We start from the raw sequence: 17,743 nt of genomic DNA on the forward strand, positions 1-17,743 counted from the left end.
CATAAAATCATAGTTATTTCTTCCATCATGCCACAATGTTCGTTTGGCATGATGTTAATCATAAATGTCTGAGTCATCATGCGTTACGCTGTTAGACTCACTGACGTTTTTTTAGCCACGTATCAATAATAGGTACTTCCATGTCGAGTAAGTTAGTACTGGTTCTGAACTGCGGTAGCTCCTCACTGAAATTCGCCATCATCGATGCGCTCAACGGTGACGAATACCTCTCTGGTTTGGCCGAATGTTTCCATCTGCCTGAAGCACGTATCAAGTGGAAGATGGACGGCAGCAAACAAGAAGCGGCTTTAGGTGCAGGCGCCGCTCACAGTGAAGCGCTGAACTTTATCGTTAACACTATTCTGGCACAAAAACCAGAACTGTCTGCTCAGCTGACTGCGATTGGTCACCGTATCGTCCACGGCGGCGAAAAATACACCAGCTCCGTCGTAATCGACGAATCTGTGATCCAGGGCATCAAGGACTCTGCGTCCTTCGCACCGCTGCACAACCCGGCTCACCTGATCGGTATCGCTGAAGCGCTGAAATCCTTCCCGAATCTGAAAGACAAAAACGTGGCCGTATTCGACACCGCGTTCCATCAGACCATGCCGGAAGAGTCTTACCTCTATGCCCTGCCATACAGCCTGTACAAAGAACACGGCGTACGTCGTTACGGCGCGCACGGCACCAGCCACTTCTATGTGACTCAGGAAGCCGCTAAAGTCCTGAACAAGCCGGTTGAAGAACTGAACATCATCACCTGCCACCTGGGCAACGGTGGTTCTGTTTCCGCTATCCGCAACGGTAAATGTGTTGATACTTCTATGGGTCTGACCCCGCTGGAAGGTCTGGTGATGGGTACCCGTTCCGGTGACATCGACCCGGCGATCATCTTCCACCTGCACGACACCCTGGGCATGAGCGTTGACCAGATCAACAAAATGCTGACCAAAGAGTCTGGCCTGCTGGGTCTGACCGAAGTCACCAGCGACTGCCGTTACGTTGAAGACAACTACGCAGAGAAAGAAGACGCTAAACGTGCAATGGACGTTTACTGCCACCGTCTGGCGAAGTACATCGGCTCTTACACTGCGCTGATGGAAGGCCGTCTGGACGCGGTTATCTTCACCGGTGGTATCGGTGAGAACGCGGCAATGGTTCGTGAACTGTCCCTGGGCAAACTGGGCGTTCTGGGCTTCGACGTTGATCACGAGCGTAACCTGGCTGCCCGCTTCGGCAAGTCTGGCTTCATCAACAAAGAAGGCACCCGCCCTGCTCTCGTTATCCCAACTAACGAAGAACTGGTCATTGCGCAAGACGCGCACCGCCTGACTGCCTGATTCCACACCGCCAGCAATGCTGGCGGTGCTGTTTTGTAACCCGCCCAATCGCGGCGGTAACGAAAGAGGATAAACCGTGTCCCGTACTATTATGCTGATCCCTACCGGAACCAGCGTCGGCCTGACCAGCGTCAGCCTTGGCGTTATCCGTGCTATGGAACGCAAAGGCGTTCGTCTGAGCGTCTTTAAGCCAATCGCCCAGCCACGTGCCGGTGGCGATGCGCCAGACCAGACCACCACCATCGTTCGCAAGAACTCCAATCTGCCAGCGGCTGAACCGCTGAAGATGAGCCACGTTGAATCTCTGCTGTCCAGCAACCAGAAAGACGTGCTGATGGAAGAAATCATCGCCAACTACCATGCTAACGCCCAAGACGCGGAAGTGGTGCTGGTTGAAGGTCTGGTCCCGACGCGCAAACACCAGTTTGCCCAGTCTCTGAACTTTGAAATCGCGAAAACCCTGAACGCAGAGATCGTTTTCGTGATGTCTCAGGGCACCGACACCCCAGAGCAGCTGAACGAGCGTATCGAACTGACGCGCAGCAGCTTCGGCGGCGCGAAAAACACCAATATCACCGGCGTGATCGTGAACAAACTGAACGCACCGGTGGATGAGCAGGGCCGTACTCGCCCTGACCTGTCCGAGATCTTCGACGACTCTTCCAAAGCGAAAGTTGTCAAAGTTGACCCGGCTAAGCTGCAGGAATCCAGCCCGCTGCCAGTACTGGGCGCGGTGCCATGGAGCTTCGATCTGATTGCCACCCGTGCAATCGATATGGCGCGTCACCTGAACGCTACCATCGTTAACGAAGGCGACATCAACACCCGTCGCGTGAAGTCCGTGACCTTCTGTGCGCGCAGCATTCCGCACATGCTGGAACACTTCCGCGCAGGTTCCCTGCTGGTGACCTCCGCAGACCGTCCTGACGTGCTGGTTGCCGCCTGCCTGGCCGCGATGAACGGCGTGGAAATCGGTGCGATCCTGCTGACCGGTGCCTACGAGATGGACCCACGCGTCAGCAAGCTGTGCGAACGCGCGTTTGCGACCGGCCTGCCGGTCTTCATGGTGAACACCAACACCTGGCAGACCTCCCTGAGCCTGCAGAGCTTCAACCTGGAAGTGCCGGTTGATGACCACGAGCGTATCGAGAAAGTTCAGGAATACGTTGCGGGCTACATCAACGCAGACTGGATCGAATCCCTGACTGCGACCTCCGAGCGCAGCCGCCGCCTGTCTCCTCCAGCATTCCGTTACCAGCTGACCGAGCTGGCGCGTAAAGCGGGCAAACGCGTTGTTCTGCCAGAAGGCGACGAACCACGTACCGTTAAAGCAGCTGCTATCTGTGCAGAGCGCGGCATCGCGACCTGTGTGCTGCTGGGTAACCCGGATGAGATCACCCGCGTTGCGGCGTCTCAGGGCGTTGAGCTGGGCGCTGGCATCGAAATCGTTGACCCGGAAGTGGTTCGCGAAAGCTACGTTGCCCGTCTGGTTGAGCTGCGTAAGAGCAAGGGCATGACCGAAGCCGTTGCGCGCGAACAGCTGGAAGACAACGTGGTGCTGGGTACGCTGATGCTGGAGCAGGACGAAGTTGACGGTCTTGTTTCCGGTGCGGTTCACACCACGGCGAACACCATCCGCCCACCGCTGCAGCTGATCAAAACTGCACCGGGCAGCTCTCTGGTTTCTTCCGTGTTCTTCATGCTGCTGCCTGAACAGGTTTACGTTTACGGCGACTGCGCGATCAACCCGGATCCAACCGCAGAGCAGCTGGCAGAAATCGCTATCCAGTCCGCGGACTCCGCGATTGCCTTCGGTATCGAACCGCGCGTAGCGATGCTCTCCTACTCCACCGGTACCTCTGGTGCAGGTAGCGACGTAGAGAAAGTACGTGAAGCGACCCGTCTGGCGCAGGAAAAACGTCCTGACCTGATGATCGACGGTCCGCTGCAGTATGACGCCGCCGTGATGGCCGACGTTGCGAAATCCAAAGCGCCGAACTCGCCGGTTGCAGGTCGCGCTACCGTGTTCATCTTCCCGGATCTGAACACCGGTAACACCACCTACAAAGCGGTGCAGCGTTCAGCAGACCTGATCTCCATCGGGCCAATGCTGCAGGGCATGCGCAAACCTGTGAACGACCTGTCTCGTGGCGCGCTGGTTGACGATATCGTCTACACCATCGCTCTGACCGCGATTCAGTCTTCGCAGCAGCAGTAATGTCAAAAAGCCCGGTAGCGCTAGCGCTTACCGGGCAACAAAAAGGCGACCACAAAGGGTCGCCTTTTTTATTTACAGCAGCTCTCGCGCCGCCGACACAATGTCATGTGCCGTCAGGCCATACTCCTTCTGCAGGAAATCCTGCGTCCCCACCTGGCCGTAACGCTCCTTGACGCCCACCCGCCGCATCGGTACCGGGCAGGTTTCCACCAGCACTTCCGCCACCGCCGACCCCAGGCCGTTGTGAATGCTGTGGTTTTCACAGGTGACGATGCGTCCGGTTTTCTCGGCGTAGTTTTTCACCAGCATCCGGTCGATAGGCTTCAGGGTAAACATGTCGATGACCGCCGCGCTTACCCCCTCCTGCTCCAGCTGGCGCGCCGCTTCCAGCGCTTCCGCCACCATGATGCCGTTGGCAATCAGGGTAATATCGGTTCCTTCGCGCAGCACGTTACCTTTGCCGATGGTGAAGGTTGTGCCCGGGGCATACACGCTCGGCGCCTGCTTACGAATGGTCCGCACCCAGTAGAAGCCTTCGAGTTCGATAAGCTGGCGCAGCACGTCCTCGAACATCACCGCGTCGGTCACCTCCAGCACCACCGAGTGCGCCAGGCCGCGCACAATGCCCATATCCTCAAACGACATATGCGTCCCGCCGTTGTGGCAGGCCGTCACGCCCGCATCCGAGGCAATGACCTTCACGTTGTTGCGCTGATAGTCCAGGGACATAAACAGCTGGTCAAAGCAGCGACGGCTGGCAAACGCGGTGAAGGTATGCACGAACGGCTTACGCCCGGTAAGCGACAGCCCCGCCGCGGTGCCGATGACGTTGGCCTCCATAATGCCGCAGTTAATCACGTGCTGCGGATAATCGCGCGCCACGCCGTCCATCGCCATCGAGCTCATCAGATCCGCTTCCAGGGCGATAATCTCGCTTCCTGCCTCAATCTGCTTTGCCACGAAGCTCGCGTAGACCTTACGCATCTCAACGGCGTCTTTATGTCCTGCCGGTGCAACCTTAATCATGTGAAGCCTCCAGTTGGCGAATCGTCTCGTTGAGGGCCGCTTTGCTCTCTGCGGTCAACCGCAGGTGGTGCGAGTTGCTGAGCTGCTCCAGGTACGGCACTCCCTGCCCCTTGATGCTGTCGAGGATAACGACTAACGGACGCGCATCGGCAGCCGGGACCCGCGACGTTACTGCCAGCAGACCCGGAATGTCGTCGCCCTTCACCGTCGCCACGTCAAAGCCAAAGGCGCGGAATTTCCCCTCCAGGTCGAACGCACTGATGATCTCGTCCAGCTCGCCGTCGAGCTGCTGTTTGTTCCAGTCCACGAACACCGTCAGGTTGTTCAGGCGATGGTGGGCAATAAACTGGAAGGCTTCCCAGCACTGCCCCTCGTTCAGCTCGCCGTCACCGACGATGCAGAAGACGCGATTCGGTCGCCCCGCCAGCCTGTGCGAAAGCGCCATACCGCCGGCAATGGAGATCCCCTGCCCCAGCGAACCGGTGGTGGCGTCCACGCCCCGCGTTTTCAGGCGGTCCGGGTGGCTTGGCAGGCGCGTGCCGTTCTGGTTCAGGGTGCTCAGCTCTTCCACCGGGAAGTAGCCCTTGATCGCCAGCGTGCTGTAGAGCGCCGGGCCCGCGTGTCCTTTCGACAGGACAAAATAGTCTCGCTCCGGCCAGTCCGGATCCGCCGGGTCGATTTTCATCACCGCGCCGTACAGCACGGCCAGGGTTTCAACCACCGACATACTGCCGCCATAGTGTCCAAAGCCCAGCTGCGTCAGGGATTTCAGCGTCTCAAGACGGATCTGACGCGCGAGTTCGGTTATCTCTTTCTCATTCATGATTTGGCTCCGGTATTTTCCTGCGCGTTACCGCCCGCAGGTTTGTTTTTCGCGAAGACGTTGTACGCCACCAGCAGAGCGAACAACGCCACGACCAGTCCGGTGATGGCAAGCGGCGACAGGAAGCGCGCCAGGTTGCCGAGGACAATCCCGACCGCGCCAAAGTCGGCGTCCGAGAAGGTGGTGTTGGCAAAGCCAATGGCGCCCAGCACCGGCAGCAGCAGGACCGGCAGGAAGGTGATCAGCAGGCCGTTAGCAAAGGCGCCAATCATTGCCCCGCGACGTCCACCGGTGGCGTTACCGAACACGCCCGCCGTTGCGCCGGTGAAGAAGTGCGGCACGACGCCCGGGAGGATCAGCACCCAGCTAAACTGACCGCAGATGAACAACCCTACAATCCCGCCGAGGAAGCTGAACAGGAAGCCAATCAGCACCGCGTTCGGCGCATACGGATACACCACCGGGCAGTCCAGCGCAGGACGCGCGTTCGGCACCAGTTTTTCCGAGAAGCCGGTAAAGGCCGGGACGATTTCCGCCAGAATCAGGCGCACGCCCTGCAGGATGATGAACACGCCCGCCGCGAAGGTGATGGCCATGATGATGGCGTAGACCAGGTAGTTCTGGCCGCCGCTGAAGGTGGCCTCGACGTACTCACGCCCAGCGCTCACCGCCAGGATGAGGTAGATAATCATCATGGTCAGGGAGATGGAGATCGAACTGTCGCGCAGGAAGCTCAGGTTCTTCGGCAGGTTCATCTCTTCGGTTGAGCGGGAGCCCTTGCCAACCTTGCTGCCAATCCAGCCGGACAGCACGTAGCCCAGCGTGCCGAAGTGGCCGAAGGCAATTTCATCGTTGCCGGTAATGCGCTTCATGTAGCGCTGGGCAATCGCCGGGAAGAAGGCCATGATCAGGCCGAGGATCAGCGAGCCGGTAAAGACCAGACCCACGCCCTCAAAGCCCGCTACCGTAAGGATCACGCCAATCATGCACGCCATATAAAACGTGTGGTGCCCGGTCAGGAAGATATACTTCAGGCGGGTAAAGCGCGCGACGATAATATTCGCCACCATGCCGAAAGCCATAATCAGGGCGGTCGCTGCGCCGTATTTCTCCAGCGCAATTGACACAATCGCTTCATTGTTTGGAATAATGCCCTGAATCGTAAAGGCGTGTTCAAACATACCGCCCAAAGGATTTAATGACCCCACCAGCACCGTTGCACCGCCGCCCAGCACAATAAAGCCAAGAATGGTTTTAATCGTTCCTTTCACCACGTCCGAAAAGGCTTTCTTTTGCGCAACCAGACCAATAAGCGCAATTAAACCGACCAGTACCGAAGGGACTTTTAAAATATCAACAACGAAATTCAGCGTTTCAAGGATAAACATATCCACCTCGCCTTATCAGGGTTATTGTCTTTCGAACCAGGCGCGCAGCTGCGCTTCAAGTTCGTTGATGTCGATGATGTTGTTAATCACCACCAGCTGGCTTTCCGGCACGCTGGCGCTGGCCGCAATGTCTTTTGCCATCACGAAAAGATCGGCCGCGCCCGGCGTGGCCGAGGAGAGGTCGGAATGTTCAACCTCAGCCTCAATCTCCAGTTTTTTAAGCACCTTTTTAATATTCATTTCGACCATAAAACTGCTGCCCAGGCCGGAGCCGCAAATAGCCATGATTTTCATTGTTGTCCCCTTATTTTGAGTAGAGCACGCCCCATCACGCTGGCGCGTAATGTTGTGAATAATCGGATTAAAGAATTAAATCAGAAGCGGTCAATAATCTTTTTAATTTCCTCCAGGGTATTCGCCTGATGCAGTTCAGCCATATCTGCATCGCTGGAAAATAATTCAGCCAGCGATGAGATCATCTCAATATGGCTATTTTTGTCGGGTGCCGCGAGCATAATAATGACATCGACAGGGTCAAACTCACCGGCACCAAACGAGACGCCCTGTTTTAGTTTTAATAAAGACAACCCCAGTCCTTTGGCGCCTTCCTCCGGCCGCGCATGCGGCATCGCCAGCCCCGGTGCCAGCACATAATAAGGTCCTAACGTGTGGTGCTGCTGGATGATGGCCGTGACGTATTCAGGCTCAATCACCTGCATATCCAGAAGCGGCTTCGCGCACAGCTCCAGCGCCTGCGGCCAGTTTTCCACGCTATCCTGCAGCGTGATGGTTGTATCATATATCCATTTTTTGAGCACTTTTCACTCCCGCTACACGCTAAAGATGAGCAAACTTTATTCAACACATCGCTGGATGACTGCGATCGGGATCACAAAGATAGCGCTACCAATGCTTAACATGCAGAAATGTGATAGCGCTATCAAATTGCAATCACGGCGCTAAATCACAGCAAAAAAAGGGATTTAAGGCGTATACTGCCTGTCACGTGAAGCGAAGGAAATGAAGAACGCGTCTGGTCAGCAGGAAGGTGTATGTCTCTAACCCGAAAACGGCGCAGTACTGGTAAAGTGACACTCGCCGATGTCGCACAGCTTGCCGGTGTGGGCACGATGACCGTGTCCCGTGCACTCCGCACGCCCGAGCAGGTTTCCGATAAACTACGAGAAAAAATTGAAGCTGCCGTGCAGGAGCTGGGCTATATGCCTAATCTTGCCGCCAGCGCGCTGGCCTCGGCGTCGTCGTGGACGATAGCCATGGTGGTGCCTAATCTCTCCGAAGCCGGCTGCTCGGAGATGTTCGCCGGGCTACAGCAGGTGCTACAGCCTGCCGGGTATCAGATCATGCTGGCAGAATCCCAGCATCGTCTTGAGCAGGAGGAGAAGTTGCTGGAGACGCTGCTGGCGTCAAATATTGCCGCCGCTATCCTGCTCAGCGTTGAACATACCGACACCGTTCGCCACTGGCTGAAAAACGCCTCTATTCCAGTGATGGAGATGGGCGCCATGCGCGCCGACCCGATTGATATGAATATCGGGATTGATAACGTAGCGGCCATGTATGAGCTCACGGAAATGGTGATTAAGCGCGGCTACCAAAATATTGGCCTGCTGTGCGCCAACCAGGAGCAGTGGATTTTCCAGCAGCATTTGCAGGGCTGGTACAAAGCCATGCTTCGCCACCATATGTCGCCGAACCGTGTGATTAACGCGGCGATGCCGCCGAGCTTCTCGACCGGCGCGGCACAGCTGCCAGAATTCCTGCTGGCGTGGCCGGAGCTGGATGCGCTGGTATGCGTCTCTGACGAGCTGGCATGCGGCGCGCTGTACGAGTGCCAGCGCAGGCGAATCAAGGTGCCGGACGATCTGGCGGTGGTAGGCTTTGGCGATAGCGACGTGAGTCGCGTCTGTCAGCCGCCGCTGACGACGATGGCGGTGCCGCATCGTAAGATTGGAATTGAAGCCGGAAAAGCGCTGCTGGAGCGTCTGAATGACGGTGACTGGCGCGATCAAAAGCCCATCGCGTCCAGTCTGTGTCTGAGAGAGAGTTGCTGAATCTTACTCAGCCTCTTCCTCTTTTTCTGATTTGGTCGATTCGTTTTTGGCGTTGCGGGTCATCCACAGCGCCAGCGCTTTTAACGAATCCGGCGTAAACTCGTCGCAGCGCGCGGTGATCTCTTCCGGCGTCATCCAGCTGACTTCACTCACCTCTTCTTCCTGCAGGGCGAACGGGCCGTGAGAAACGCAGCTAAACAGCCCGCCCCAGACGCGGCAGTTTTCGTCTTCGAAATAGAACTGACCGTGCTCGGCAAACGGCACGCCGGCGATGCCTAACTCTTCTTCCGCTTCACGACGCGCGGAATCCAGCAGCACTTCATCTGCCTGGACAACACCACCTGCGGTGGCATCCAGCATACCCGGGAGAAAATCTTTGGTATCCGTACGGCGCTGGACCAGAATTTTGCCCATACCGTCATGCACAACAATGTACGTTGCGCGGTGGCGCAGACGCTCCGCACGCATTTGTTCGCGGCTGGCCTGCGCGATCACTTCATTCTCTTCGCTGACAATGTCAACCCACTCTGTACTTGCCAAATGACTCTGCTCCACCATCGGGAAACCTTCTCTTCTAAGCGCTCTTTCGGCGCGTTTGCAGTTGAGGTGTAACTTACGGATTAATCGCTACCTGCGCAATAACTTGCTGATCATTAAGTGCGATAACGCGCAGGGTATTTCCATCCAGCATGCCATAGCTCGCTGGATAACCGCCTTTCGGTATGCTGACCGAACCCGGATTGAAGTGATAAATCTCACCGCGCTTTTCAGCAACCGGAATATGAGTATGACCGTAAACCAGGACATCGCCAGCCGCGAGCGCAGGGAGATTATCCGGGCTAAAAAGATGCCCGTGCGTCAGGAACAGACGGCTTTGTTCCAGCAGCACCTGCTGCCATGGCGCGGTAAGGGGAAAATGCAGCAGCATCTGATCCACTTCGCTGTCGCAGTTGCCGCGAACGGCGATGATGCGCGAGGCGTACGTGTTGAGCTTTTCCGCGACCTGTGCCGGAGCGTAGCCCTCCGGCAGCGCGTTGCGCGGGCCGTGATTGAGCACATCCCCCAGAATAATCAGCCACTGCGCGCCGCTTTGTGCAAACAGGGAAAGGACACGCTCGGTAGCGGGCAGCGATCCATGGATATCCGACGCAAACATCAGTTTCATCAGTCACTCCTCGGGAAAACAGACTGCCCCCATCATACCTGAAGCGTCAGGGCTTATCAGCCCGCACGCTTAGCCGAGAGTGCCACATAGCGCTGCACGGAGGCGCGCTGCCACTGAAACGCGGCATAATCCACCAGCAGCTGCGGCACCTCATCGCCGTTGAGGATCAGGCGGTTAAGCATCAACGCCAGATCGGCGTCGGCAATGCACCATTCGCCGAACAGGTTCGGGTTGCCGTGTGCGAGGAGCGAGGTGGCGTTTTCAATCAGTTTTTGCGCGCTTTCACGGCCTTCTGCGCTGAGCGCTGGCTTTTTGACCTCGGCAAACACGACGTCCGTCGAGCGTTCCACGCGAATCGGCACCAGATCGCTACGCAGCCACGCCTGGATCTGCCGCGCCCGCGCGCGTTTTTGCAGGTCGTGAGGATAGATGCGCTCCCACTCGGGGGGCGCGAACCGATCTTCGAGATATTCATCAATCGCCGACGATTCGCTCAGGGCAAAACCGTCAATCTCCAGCACCGGCACCCGTCGGGTCAGGTCGTAACCCTGCCACTGCGGTTTGAGATGTTCACCGCCGTCAAGATCGACGGTCTTCAGCGTAAAAGTGAGCCCTTTTTCGGCCAGCGCAACGTATACGCTCATAACATAGGGAGAAAAAAAATTCGCATCGGACCACAACGTGATGACGGGCTGGTTCATAACATCCTCATAGCTGATCGGTTTTTACTCAACATATAATCTCTTTGCCTCGCTGTCACTTGATGAAAACTCACGATTTACAACAACCACCTATACTCATTTGTCATGGCACCACTATTCGCATGGACAGGAGTTGAGAATGATCGACCTTTATTACGCCCTACCCCAAACGGCCATAAGATCACCCTTTTTCTTGAAGAAGCCGAGCTGGATTACAGGATCATTCGCGTTGATATAAGCAAAGGCGATCAGTTCAGCCCTCTCTTTCTGGCTATCTCGCCGAATAATAAAATCCCGGCCATTATTGATAACCAGCCGGCGGACGGGGGCAGGCCGCTTAGCCTGTTTGAATCCGGTGAGATTTTGCTCTACCTGGCGGAGAAAACCGGCAAACTGCTGAGCGGCGAACTGCGCGAGCGTCACCATACCCTGCAATGGCTCTTCTGGCAGGCGAGCGGGCTGGGGCCCATGCTGGGGCAAAATCATCACTTTACCGCTTACGCCCCGCAGCCCATTCCTTATGCGATAGAACGCTATCAAGTTGAGACTCAACGGCTGTATGACGTTCTGAACCGTCGGCTGGAGAAAACGCCGTGGCTCGGGGGGGATCATTACAGTATTGCCGATATCGCCTGCTGGCCGTGGGTGAATACGCATGAAAAACACCGAATTGACCTGGCCTCTTACCCGGCGGTGAATAACTGGTTTGAGCGCATTCGGACCCGCCCGGCCACCGAGCGAGCGATGCAAAAAATCCAGCAGATTTAACCCTCTATGAGGCTGGGTGCCCGCGAGCCTCTCATGTATGATGAGCGGGAAATACTGACACGGAGAAGACCTGCAATGTCACAGCCAGATGCTGTTATTCGTATAAAAAATTTACGCTTGCGTACCTTCATCGGTATCAAAGAGGAAGAGATCGCCAACCGTCAGGATATTGTCATTAACGTGGTGATTCACTACCCCGCAGACAAAGCGCGGGCCAGCGAAGACATCAACGACGCGCTGAACTACCGCACAATAACCAAAAACATCATTCAGTACGTGGAGAATAACCGCTTCTCTCTGCTGGAAAAATTAACTCAGGATGTGCTCGATATCGCACGCGAACATCACTGGGTCACTTATGCTGAAGTTGAGATCGATAAACTTCACGCCCTGCGCTACGCCGATTCCGTCTCCATGACGCTAAGCTGGCGACGCCAGGCGTAAACCTGGAGGTTGTATGAAGATTTTGCTGACCGGCGGTACAGGCCTGATTGGTCGTCACCTGATTGCGCGTCTGCAGGCTTTGCATCACGACATTACCGTGGTCACGCGCAGCCCTGAGAAGGCGCGCCAGGTGCTGGGGGCGGGTATCGATATCTGGAAAAATCTGGCCGAGCAGCAAAATCTGGACGGCTTCGACGCCGTTATTAACCTCGCGGGTGAACCCATCGCCGATAAGCGCTGGACGGAAGAGCAAAAACAGCTTTTATGCAGCAGCCGGTGGAACATTACTGAAAAGCTGGTCGAGCTGATCCGCAATAGCCATACCCCGCCTTCGGTGCTGATTTCGGGTTCAGCGGTGGGCTATTACGGCGATCTCGATGAGGTGGTGGTGACCGAGGAAGAGCCGCCCCATAACGAGTTTACCCATAAGCTCTGCGCCCAGTGGGAGCGTATCGCCTGTGCGGCGCAGAGCGATCGTACCCGCGTCTGCCTGCTGCGGACCGGCGTCGTGCTGGCGCCGAAAGGCGGCATTCTGGCGAAGATGCTACCCCCTTTCCGGCTCGGGCTCGGCGGCCCCATCGGCAATGGTCGTCAGTACCTGGCGTGGATCCATATCGACGATATGGTCAACGGGATTCTCTGGCTGCTGGATAACGATCTGCGCGGGCCGTTTAACATGGTTGCGCCGTATCCGGTGCGTAATGAACAGTTTGCCCACGCGCTGGGGCATGCCCTGCACCGCCCGGCGATATTGCGCGTGCCTGCCACGGTCATTCGCCTGATGATGGGTGAAGCGTCTGTGCTGGTATTAGGCGGACAGCGGGCGCTGCCAAAACGGCTGGAAGCAGCCGGCTTTGCGTTCCGCTGGTATGAATTAGAAGAGGCGCTGGGGGATGTAGTGCGGTGAATATGTTACAGTGACAGGCCATGTTCCGAAGATATGGCGTAACAATGGCAACGATCGCTACTCCCCGGCTTCACCTCACCCCTTTCGAACCCACTGACTGGGCCTTCTTCCGTTCGCTGCGTGAAGATCGCAGCATCATGCGCTACATGGCCGCCATCGCGCCGGAAAAAGAGACCCGCCGCGTGTTTGCCGCACGCCTGATGGCGGAGCATGTCTTCGTGATCCGCTCTCTGGAGGACGGTACGCCGCTGGGCGATATTGGCCTGCAAATCAGCCCTGAGAATCGTGAAGAGGCCGATATCGGCTATACGGTTGTGCCTGCCGCGCAGGGAAAAGGGATTGCCAGCGAGGCGCTGCGCGCGGTGTGCGATTACGCGTTTAACAAGACCAGCGTAAAAGCGATTAACGCGTACGTGCTGGCGGACAACGGCGGTTCGGTGCGGGTGCTGGAGAAAGCAGGGTTTGTGCGTACGCAGGTGCTGGAAAAGGCGTATGAAATTGACGGCGTGCGCTATGACGACTGGGTGTATCGGCTGGAGTGCGGTGCGGCTTGATGCCCTCACCCCGTCCCTCTCCCACAGGGAGAGGGAGAAGGGCAAACTCTACTTCAAAGACCCCTTCAGGAACTGCTGCAAACGCGGGCTTTGCGGGTTCGCCAGCACCTCGTCCGGGTGGCCCTGCTCTTCGATTTTCCCCTGATGCAGGAAAATCACGTGGTTCGAGACGTTACGGGCGAAGCCCATCTCGTGCGTCACCACCACCATCGTTTTGCCCTCTTCGGCCAGCTTCTGCATGATGCGCAGCACTTCGCCAACGAGTTCAGGGTCCAGCGCGGAGGTCGGTTCGTCGAACAGCAGCACCTCCGGTTCCATCGCCAGCGCACGCGCGATGGAGACGCGCTGCTGCTGACCGCCGGAGAGATGCACCGGGTATTTCATCTGCTGGCGCTCGTCGATACCCACTTTCGCCAGGTATTTCACCGCACGCTCGCGGGCTTCCTGCTTGCCTAGGCCCAGCACCTGAATCGGTGCTTCCATCACGTTCTCCAGCACCGTCATGTGGCTCCAGAGGTTGAAGTGCTGGAACACCATCGTCAGGCGCGTGCGCAGCAGGCGCAGCTGGTGTTTATCCGCGACCTTCAGCTGGCCGTCTTTGTCACGGACCAGGTTAATATTCTGCCCGCTCACCACAATCGAACCTTCGCTCGGCTTTTCGAGGAAGTTAATGCAGCGCAGGAAGGTACTTTTACCCGAGCCGGATGAGCCGATGATACTGATTACGTCGCCCGCATTCGCCTGCAGCGACACCCCTTTCAGCACTTCATGTTCGCCGTAGCGTTTGTGCAAATCAATAACGTTTAATTTGTTCTCAGCCATCATCTTTCTCAGTGCGTCGAAGAAGGTTTTATATGCTGCAACCAGCGTTTTTCAGCCTTACGGAACAGGCTAATCAGAACATAAGAGATAATTAAATAGAGCACCGCCGCAATGCCAAACGCGGTAAACGGCTGATAGGTCGCGGAGTTAATATCGCGCGCGATTTTGAGCAGATCCGGCACCGTCGCGGTAAAGGCGAGCGCGGTGGAGTGCAGCATCAAAATCACTTCGTTACTGTACGCCGGTAACGCGATACGCAGCGCCGACGGCAGAATAATGCAGCGATAAAGTTTCACCGAGGAAAAGCCGTACGCGCGCGCCGCTTCAATCTCACCGTAAGGGACAGAGCGAATTGCCCCGGCGAAAATCTCGGTGGTGTAGGCGCAGGTGTTGAGCGTCAACGCCAGCACCGTACAGTTCAGACCGCTGCGGAAGAACGCATTCAGCATCTCAGTGCCTTTTACGATCTCAAGCGTATACATCCCCGAATAGAACACCAGAAGCTGCACGTACAGCGGCGTACCGCGAAACACATAGGTAAACAGCCAGATCGGGAACTGGATAAATTTATTGTTCGACACGCGGCCAATGGCAAGAAACAACGCCAGAACGCCGCCCATCACCACGGAGGAGATCAGCAGCCAGAGCGTAATCGCCACGCCGGTAAAGCGGTAGCCATCCGTCCACAGCAGGGATTTCCAGTATTCCTGAATAATCTCAATCACAGGTCAGCCCTCTTCACACCCACGGAGTAGCGACGCTCGAGCAGAAGCAGCACACCATTGGAGACAGTCGTAAAGACCAGATAAATCACGCCGCAGACCACCGCAAAGTAGAACGGCTCCCAGGTGCTCTTGCCCGCCAGCTGAGTCGCTTTCACGACGTCTTCCAGACCGAGCAGCGAGACCAGCGCCGTCGCTTTGAGGATAACCTGCCAGTTGTTGCCGATGCCCGGGAGCGCATAACGCATCATGGCCGGGAACATAATCCGACGAAACGTTTGTGAAGAGGTAAAACCAAATGCGGTTGCCGCCTCAATGTGGCCTTTCGGCACGGCCATGTAGGCACCGCGGAAAGTTTCGGTGAAGTAGGCACCGTAGATAAAACCGAGGGTAATAATACCGGCCACCATCGGGTCGATATCAATTTGTCCCATGCCCATCGCGTCCGTTACGCTGTTCAGCGCAATCTGCAGACCGTAAAAGATAAGCAGCATCAGCACCAGATCGGGAACGCCGCGAATAAGCGTGGTATAGCCTTCAAATATGAGCGCCAGCGGTTTATTAGCCGAAAGCTTCGCCCCTGCGCCCGCCAGACCTATCAGCACCGCCAGCACCACGGAGCTGATAGCCAGCTCAAGGGTGACAAGCGCGCCCTGTAAAATAACGCCAGAAAATCCGTACAGCATACCGCGAGCCCTGTCGTATCGTGAGTGGTGGAACCGTGTCTTTTCCCCTCCCGCAGCGGGAGGGGCCGCACGTTATTTGACGGGGCGATTAGCCGCCGTAAACATTAAAATCAAAGTACTTTTTCGCCAGCTTGTCGTAGGTGCCGTCAGCGCGCATTTCAGCAAACGCTTTGTTCAGCGCCTCGCGCAGCTCGTTGTCTTCTTTGCGCAGGCCCATACCGGTACCCACTCCAAACAACTTCACGTCCTTAATAGACGGGCCGCCAAACTTGTAATCTTTACCCACCGGCGTTTTCAGGAAGCCTTCGCTTGCCGCGACTTCATCCTGGAATGCTGCATCAATTCGGCCTGCCGTCAGGTCAGCGTAGATATTTTCCTGGCCCTGATAGGAGACGATTTCAATCCCCTTCGGCGCCCAGTGTTCGTTGCCGTAGGTTTCCTGCGTGGTGCCCTGCAGCACGCCGACGCGTTTACCTTTCAGGGACTCCAGCGTTGGCTGAATATCAGAAGCTTTAGCCACTACCAGACGAGAATCTGCCGCGTAGAGTTTGTCGGTGAAGGCAATCTCCTGCTGACGTTTTTCGGTGATGGAGAGCGAGGACATAATCACGTCGATTTTTTTCGCTTTCAGGGACGGGATCAGCGCATCCAGCGGGTTCTCAACGTAGGTACACTGTGCTTTGATGCGTTTGCACAGCTCATTGGCCAGATCGATGTCAAAACCGACCAGTTCACCCTTTGAATTCTTCGATTCGAATGGCGCATAGGTTGGATCGGTACCAATCCGAATTTTCTGCGGAATGGCTGCGAATGCCGCGGTGGCGCTGGAAAAGGCCAGTACCAGAGATAGTGACAACACGAGTTTTTTCATATTTGTCCTCAACAAACTGTCTTCATACGGGATTTTTACGACGACGGGGTGGTGCTAATGTGCCATCAATCCCCTCTGTCAGGCAAAGACTAATGCCCTTCAGGCGGGAATTTTTGCATTATAAATGCGTAAGTATGCACAAAGCGATCCAATACGGTGCAACAAATGCACCGTATTGAGTCAACCGCTCCCGTAACGCACCTTTGCGGTGCGTTAGCGCCAGGTATTATTCACCGTATACGTTGAAGTCGAAGTATTTCTTCGCCAGTTTGTCGTAAGTACCGTCTTTACGCAGCTCTGCAAAGGCTTTGTCGAAGGCGGCTTTCAGCTCGGTATCATCCTTGCGCAGGCCAATACCGGTGCCGTCACCAAAGTATTTTTTGTCTTTTACCGACGGGCCCGCAAAGGCGTAGTCTTTACCCGCAGGCTGTTTCAGGAAGCCTTCACTCGCGGCGACTTCGTCCTGGAATGCCGCATCCAGACGGCCTGCGGCCAGGTCAGAGTAAATCAGATCCTGGTTCTGGTAAGCCACCACGTCTACACCCTTCTCACGCCAGGTCGCATTGGCATAACCTTCCTGCGTCGATCCCTGAAGCACGCCAACATGCTTGCCTTTCAGCGAGTCGATGGTTGGCTTAATCGGGGAGCCTTTTGGCGCAATCAGGCGAGAATCCGCGGCGTAGAGCTTGTCAGAGAAGGCAATCTCCTGCTGGCGTTTTTCGGTGATGGAGAGAGAAGAGATAATGGCGTCGATTTTCTTGGCTTTCAGCGACGGGATTAACGCGTCAAAGTCGCTGCCCACCCATGTGCATTTCACCGCAATGCGTTTGCACATTTCATTTCCCAGATCGATATCAAACCCCACGAAATCGCCTTTCGCATCCTTGGAAGAGAATGGCGCGTAGGTTGCGTCTGTACCGATACGAACCGTCTGTGGAAGCGCTGCGTAGCTACCTGCTGCCGCACTTAACCCCACGAGCAAAGACAGAGCCAGAACCGTCTTCTTCATACATTTACCCTCAAGTACCGTGATTTTATTATGTATTGTGTTGTGTGTTGTGTTGCAGGCTTCATCTTGCAGGTCTTATGCCACATTGCCGTCTGGTCAAAACTTCGACGTTAAATATGTTAATAAAACGTTGCGATATTGCCTTAATGGTGAAAGATAGCAGGTCTGCCGAACGAACCGGAAAGAGAAAAAGGGAAAAAACGAATTAAATGTCGAGGATATGA

The 17,743-nt window shown here is 56.0% G+C and carries 19 protein-coding genes and 1 pseudogene; 7 read left to right on the forward strand and 13 right to left on the reverse strand.

Annotation, left to right across the window (positions count from 1 at the left end; all coding sequences use genetic code 11):
* Positions 1-140: 140 nt before the first annotated feature.
* Complete coding sequence (gene ackA / locus ACJ69_RS11800) at positions 141-1,343, forward strand: acetate kinase (protein WP_023312544.1); 1,203 nt, start codon at positions 141-143, stop codon at positions 1,341-1,343.
* A 76-nt stretch (positions 1,344-1,419) separates the two neighbouring features.
* Positions 1,420-3,561, forward strand: coding sequence for a phosphate acetyltransferase (pta, locus tag ACJ69_RS11805; RefSeq protein WP_047647201.1), 2,142 nt, complete (start codon positions 1,420-1,422; stop codon positions 3,559-3,561).
* A gap of 72 nt (positions 3,562-3,633) precedes the next feature.
* Here pta and ACJ69_RS11810 read toward each other — a convergent pair whose 3' ends face one another.
* From ACJ69_RS11810 to ACJ69_RS11830, 5 genes are all read right to left on the reverse strand, one after another.
* Complete coding sequence (locus tag ACJ69_RS11810) at positions 3,634-4,587, reverse strand: transketolase family protein (protein ID WP_059347088.1); 954 nt, start codon at positions 4,585-4,587, stop codon at positions 3,634-3,636.
* Positions 4,580-5,410 carry a transketolase gene (locus ACJ69_RS11815; RefSeq protein WP_045354309.1) on the reverse strand — a complete coding sequence of 277 codons (831 nt, stop codon included), beginning with the start codon at positions 5,408-5,410 and terminating at the stop codon, positions 4,580-4,582. Before ACJ69_RS11815 ends, ACJ69_RS11810 begins: the two co-directional genes overlap by 8 nt.
* A complete protein-coding gene (locus tag ACJ69_RS11820) occupies positions 5,407-6,798 on the reverse strand; it encodes a PTS ascorbate transporter subunit IIC (protein ID WP_023336412.1) in 1,392 nt (463 codons plus the stop codon). The genes ACJ69_RS11815 and ACJ69_RS11820 overlap by 4 nt, the downstream gene beginning before the upstream one ends.
* Positions 6,799-6,819: 21 nt before the next feature.
* On the reverse strand, positions 6,820-7,092 hold the full coding sequence (locus tag ACJ69_RS11825; protein ID WP_003861447.1) for a PTS sugar transporter subunit IIB: 273 nt from the start codon (positions 7,090-7,092) through the stop codon (positions 6,820-6,822).
* A gap of 80 nt (positions 7,093-7,172) precedes the next feature.
* Entirely contained in the window at positions 7,173-7,616 is a 444-nt protein-coding gene (locus ACJ69_RS11830) for a PTS sugar transporter subunit IIA (RefSeq protein ID WP_059347089.1), read from the reverse strand.
* 234 nt (positions 7,617-7,850) lie between these two features.
* On the opposite strand from ACJ69_RS11830, the gene ACJ69_RS11835 reads away from it, so the two are divergent.
* The gene (locus ACJ69_RS11835; RefSeq protein WP_029741925.1) at positions 7,851-8,870 is read left to right on the forward strand and encodes a LacI family DNA-binding transcriptional regulator; all 1,020 of its coding nucleotides are present in this window, start codon (positions 7,851-7,853) and stop codon (positions 8,868-8,870) included.
* A 3-nt stretch (positions 8,871-8,873) separates the two neighbouring features.
* Here the strand turns inward: ACJ69_RS11835 and yfcD are convergent, their stop codons facing one another.
* The 3 genes from yfcD to yfcF are packed head-to-tail and all read right to left on the reverse strand — an operon-like array spanning position 8,874 to position 10,736.
* The gene (gene yfcD / locus ACJ69_RS11840) at positions 8,874-9,428 is read right to left on the reverse strand and encodes an NUDIX hydrolase YfcD (protein ID WP_023312551.1); all 555 of its coding nucleotides are present in this window, start codon (positions 9,426-9,428) and stop codon (positions 8,874-8,876) included.
* A 55-nt stretch (positions 9,429-9,483) separates the two neighbouring features.
* On the reverse strand, positions 9,484-10,035 hold the full coding sequence (yfcE, locus tag ACJ69_RS11845; RefSeq protein WP_029741924.1) for a phosphodiesterase: 552 nt from the start codon (positions 10,033-10,035) through the stop codon (positions 9,484-9,486).
* A 56-nt stretch (positions 10,036-10,091) separates the two neighbouring features.
* The gene (gene yfcF / locus ACJ69_RS11850; RefSeq protein ID WP_054829675.1) at positions 10,092-10,736 is read right to left on the reverse strand and encodes a glutathione transferase; all 645 of its coding nucleotides are present in this window, start codon (positions 10,734-10,736) and stop codon (positions 10,092-10,094) included.
* A 139-nt stretch (positions 10,737-10,875) separates the two neighbouring features.
* Here yfcF and yfcG point away from each other — a divergent pair.
* From yfcG to ACJ69_RS11870, 4 genes and pseudogenes are all read left to right on the forward strand, one after another.
* Positions 10,876-11,504 (forward strand): annotated as a pseudogene (gene yfcG, locus ACJ69_RS11855) (GSH-dependent disulfide bond oxidoreductase).
* Between the two features lie 75 nt (positions 11,505-11,579).
* A complete protein-coding gene (gene folX, locus ACJ69_RS11860; protein ID WP_023336419.1) occupies positions 11,580-11,948 on the forward strand; it encodes a dihydroneopterin triphosphate 2'-epimerase in 369 nt (122 codons plus the stop codon).
* A 13-nt stretch (positions 11,949-11,961) separates the two neighbouring features.
* Positions 11,962-12,855: a TIGR01777 family oxidoreductase gene (locus ACJ69_RS11865; RefSeq protein ID WP_059347090.1), complete on the forward strand. Its 894-nt coding sequence runs from the start codon at positions 11,962-11,964 to the stop codon at positions 12,853-12,855.
* Positions 12,856-12,899: 44 nt separating this feature from the next.
* Positions 12,900-13,409 carry a GNAT family N-acetyltransferase gene (locus ACJ69_RS11870; RefSeq protein WP_059347091.1) on the forward strand — a complete coding sequence of 170 codons (510 nt, stop codon included), beginning with the start codon at positions 12,900-12,902 and terminating at the stop codon, positions 13,407-13,409.
* A 48-nt stretch (positions 13,410-13,457) separates the two neighbouring features.
* Here ACJ69_RS11870 and hisP read toward each other — a convergent pair whose 3' ends face one another.
* The 5 genes from hisP to argT form a co-directional block, all read right to left on the reverse strand.
* Positions 13,458-14,231 carry a histidine ABC transporter ATP-binding protein HisP gene (gene hisP / locus ACJ69_RS11875; RefSeq protein ID WP_054829679.1) on the reverse strand — a complete coding sequence of 258 codons (774 nt, stop codon included), beginning with the start codon at positions 14,229-14,231 and terminating at the stop codon, positions 13,458-13,460.
* 8 nt (positions 14,232-14,239) lie between these two features.
* A complete protein-coding gene (locus ACJ69_RS11880; protein WP_054829676.1) occupies positions 14,240-14,956 on the reverse strand; it encodes an ABC transporter permease in 717 nt (238 codons plus the stop codon).
* Positions 14,953-15,639, reverse strand: coding sequence for a histidine ABC transporter permease HisQ (locus ACJ69_RS11885; protein ID WP_014832782.1), 687 nt, complete (start codon positions 15,637-15,639; stop codon positions 14,953-14,955). Before ACJ69_RS11885 ends, ACJ69_RS11880 begins: the two co-directional genes overlap by 4 nt.
* An 88-nt stretch (positions 15,640-15,727) precedes the next feature.
* Complete coding sequence (gene hisJ / locus ACJ69_RS11890; RefSeq protein WP_023336423.1) at positions 15,728-16,510, reverse strand: histidine ABC transporter substrate-binding protein HisJ; 783 nt, start codon at positions 16,508-16,510, stop codon at positions 15,728-15,730.
* Positions 16,511-16,736: 226 nt separating this feature from the next.
* Positions 16,737-17,519, reverse strand: a complete 783-nt coding sequence (argT, locus tag ACJ69_RS11895) for a lysine/arginine/ornithine ABC transporter substrate-binding protein ArgT (protein ID WP_023312560.1) — start codon at positions 17,517-17,519, stop codon at positions 16,737-16,739.
* Between the last annotated feature and the right edge of the window lie 224 nt (positions 17,520-17,743).

Source organism: Enterobacter asburiae (assembly GCF_001521715.1).
Taxonomy (GTDB): Bacteria; Pseudomonadota; Gammaproteobacteria; order Enterobacterales; family Enterobacteriaceae; genus Enterobacter; species Enterobacter asburiae.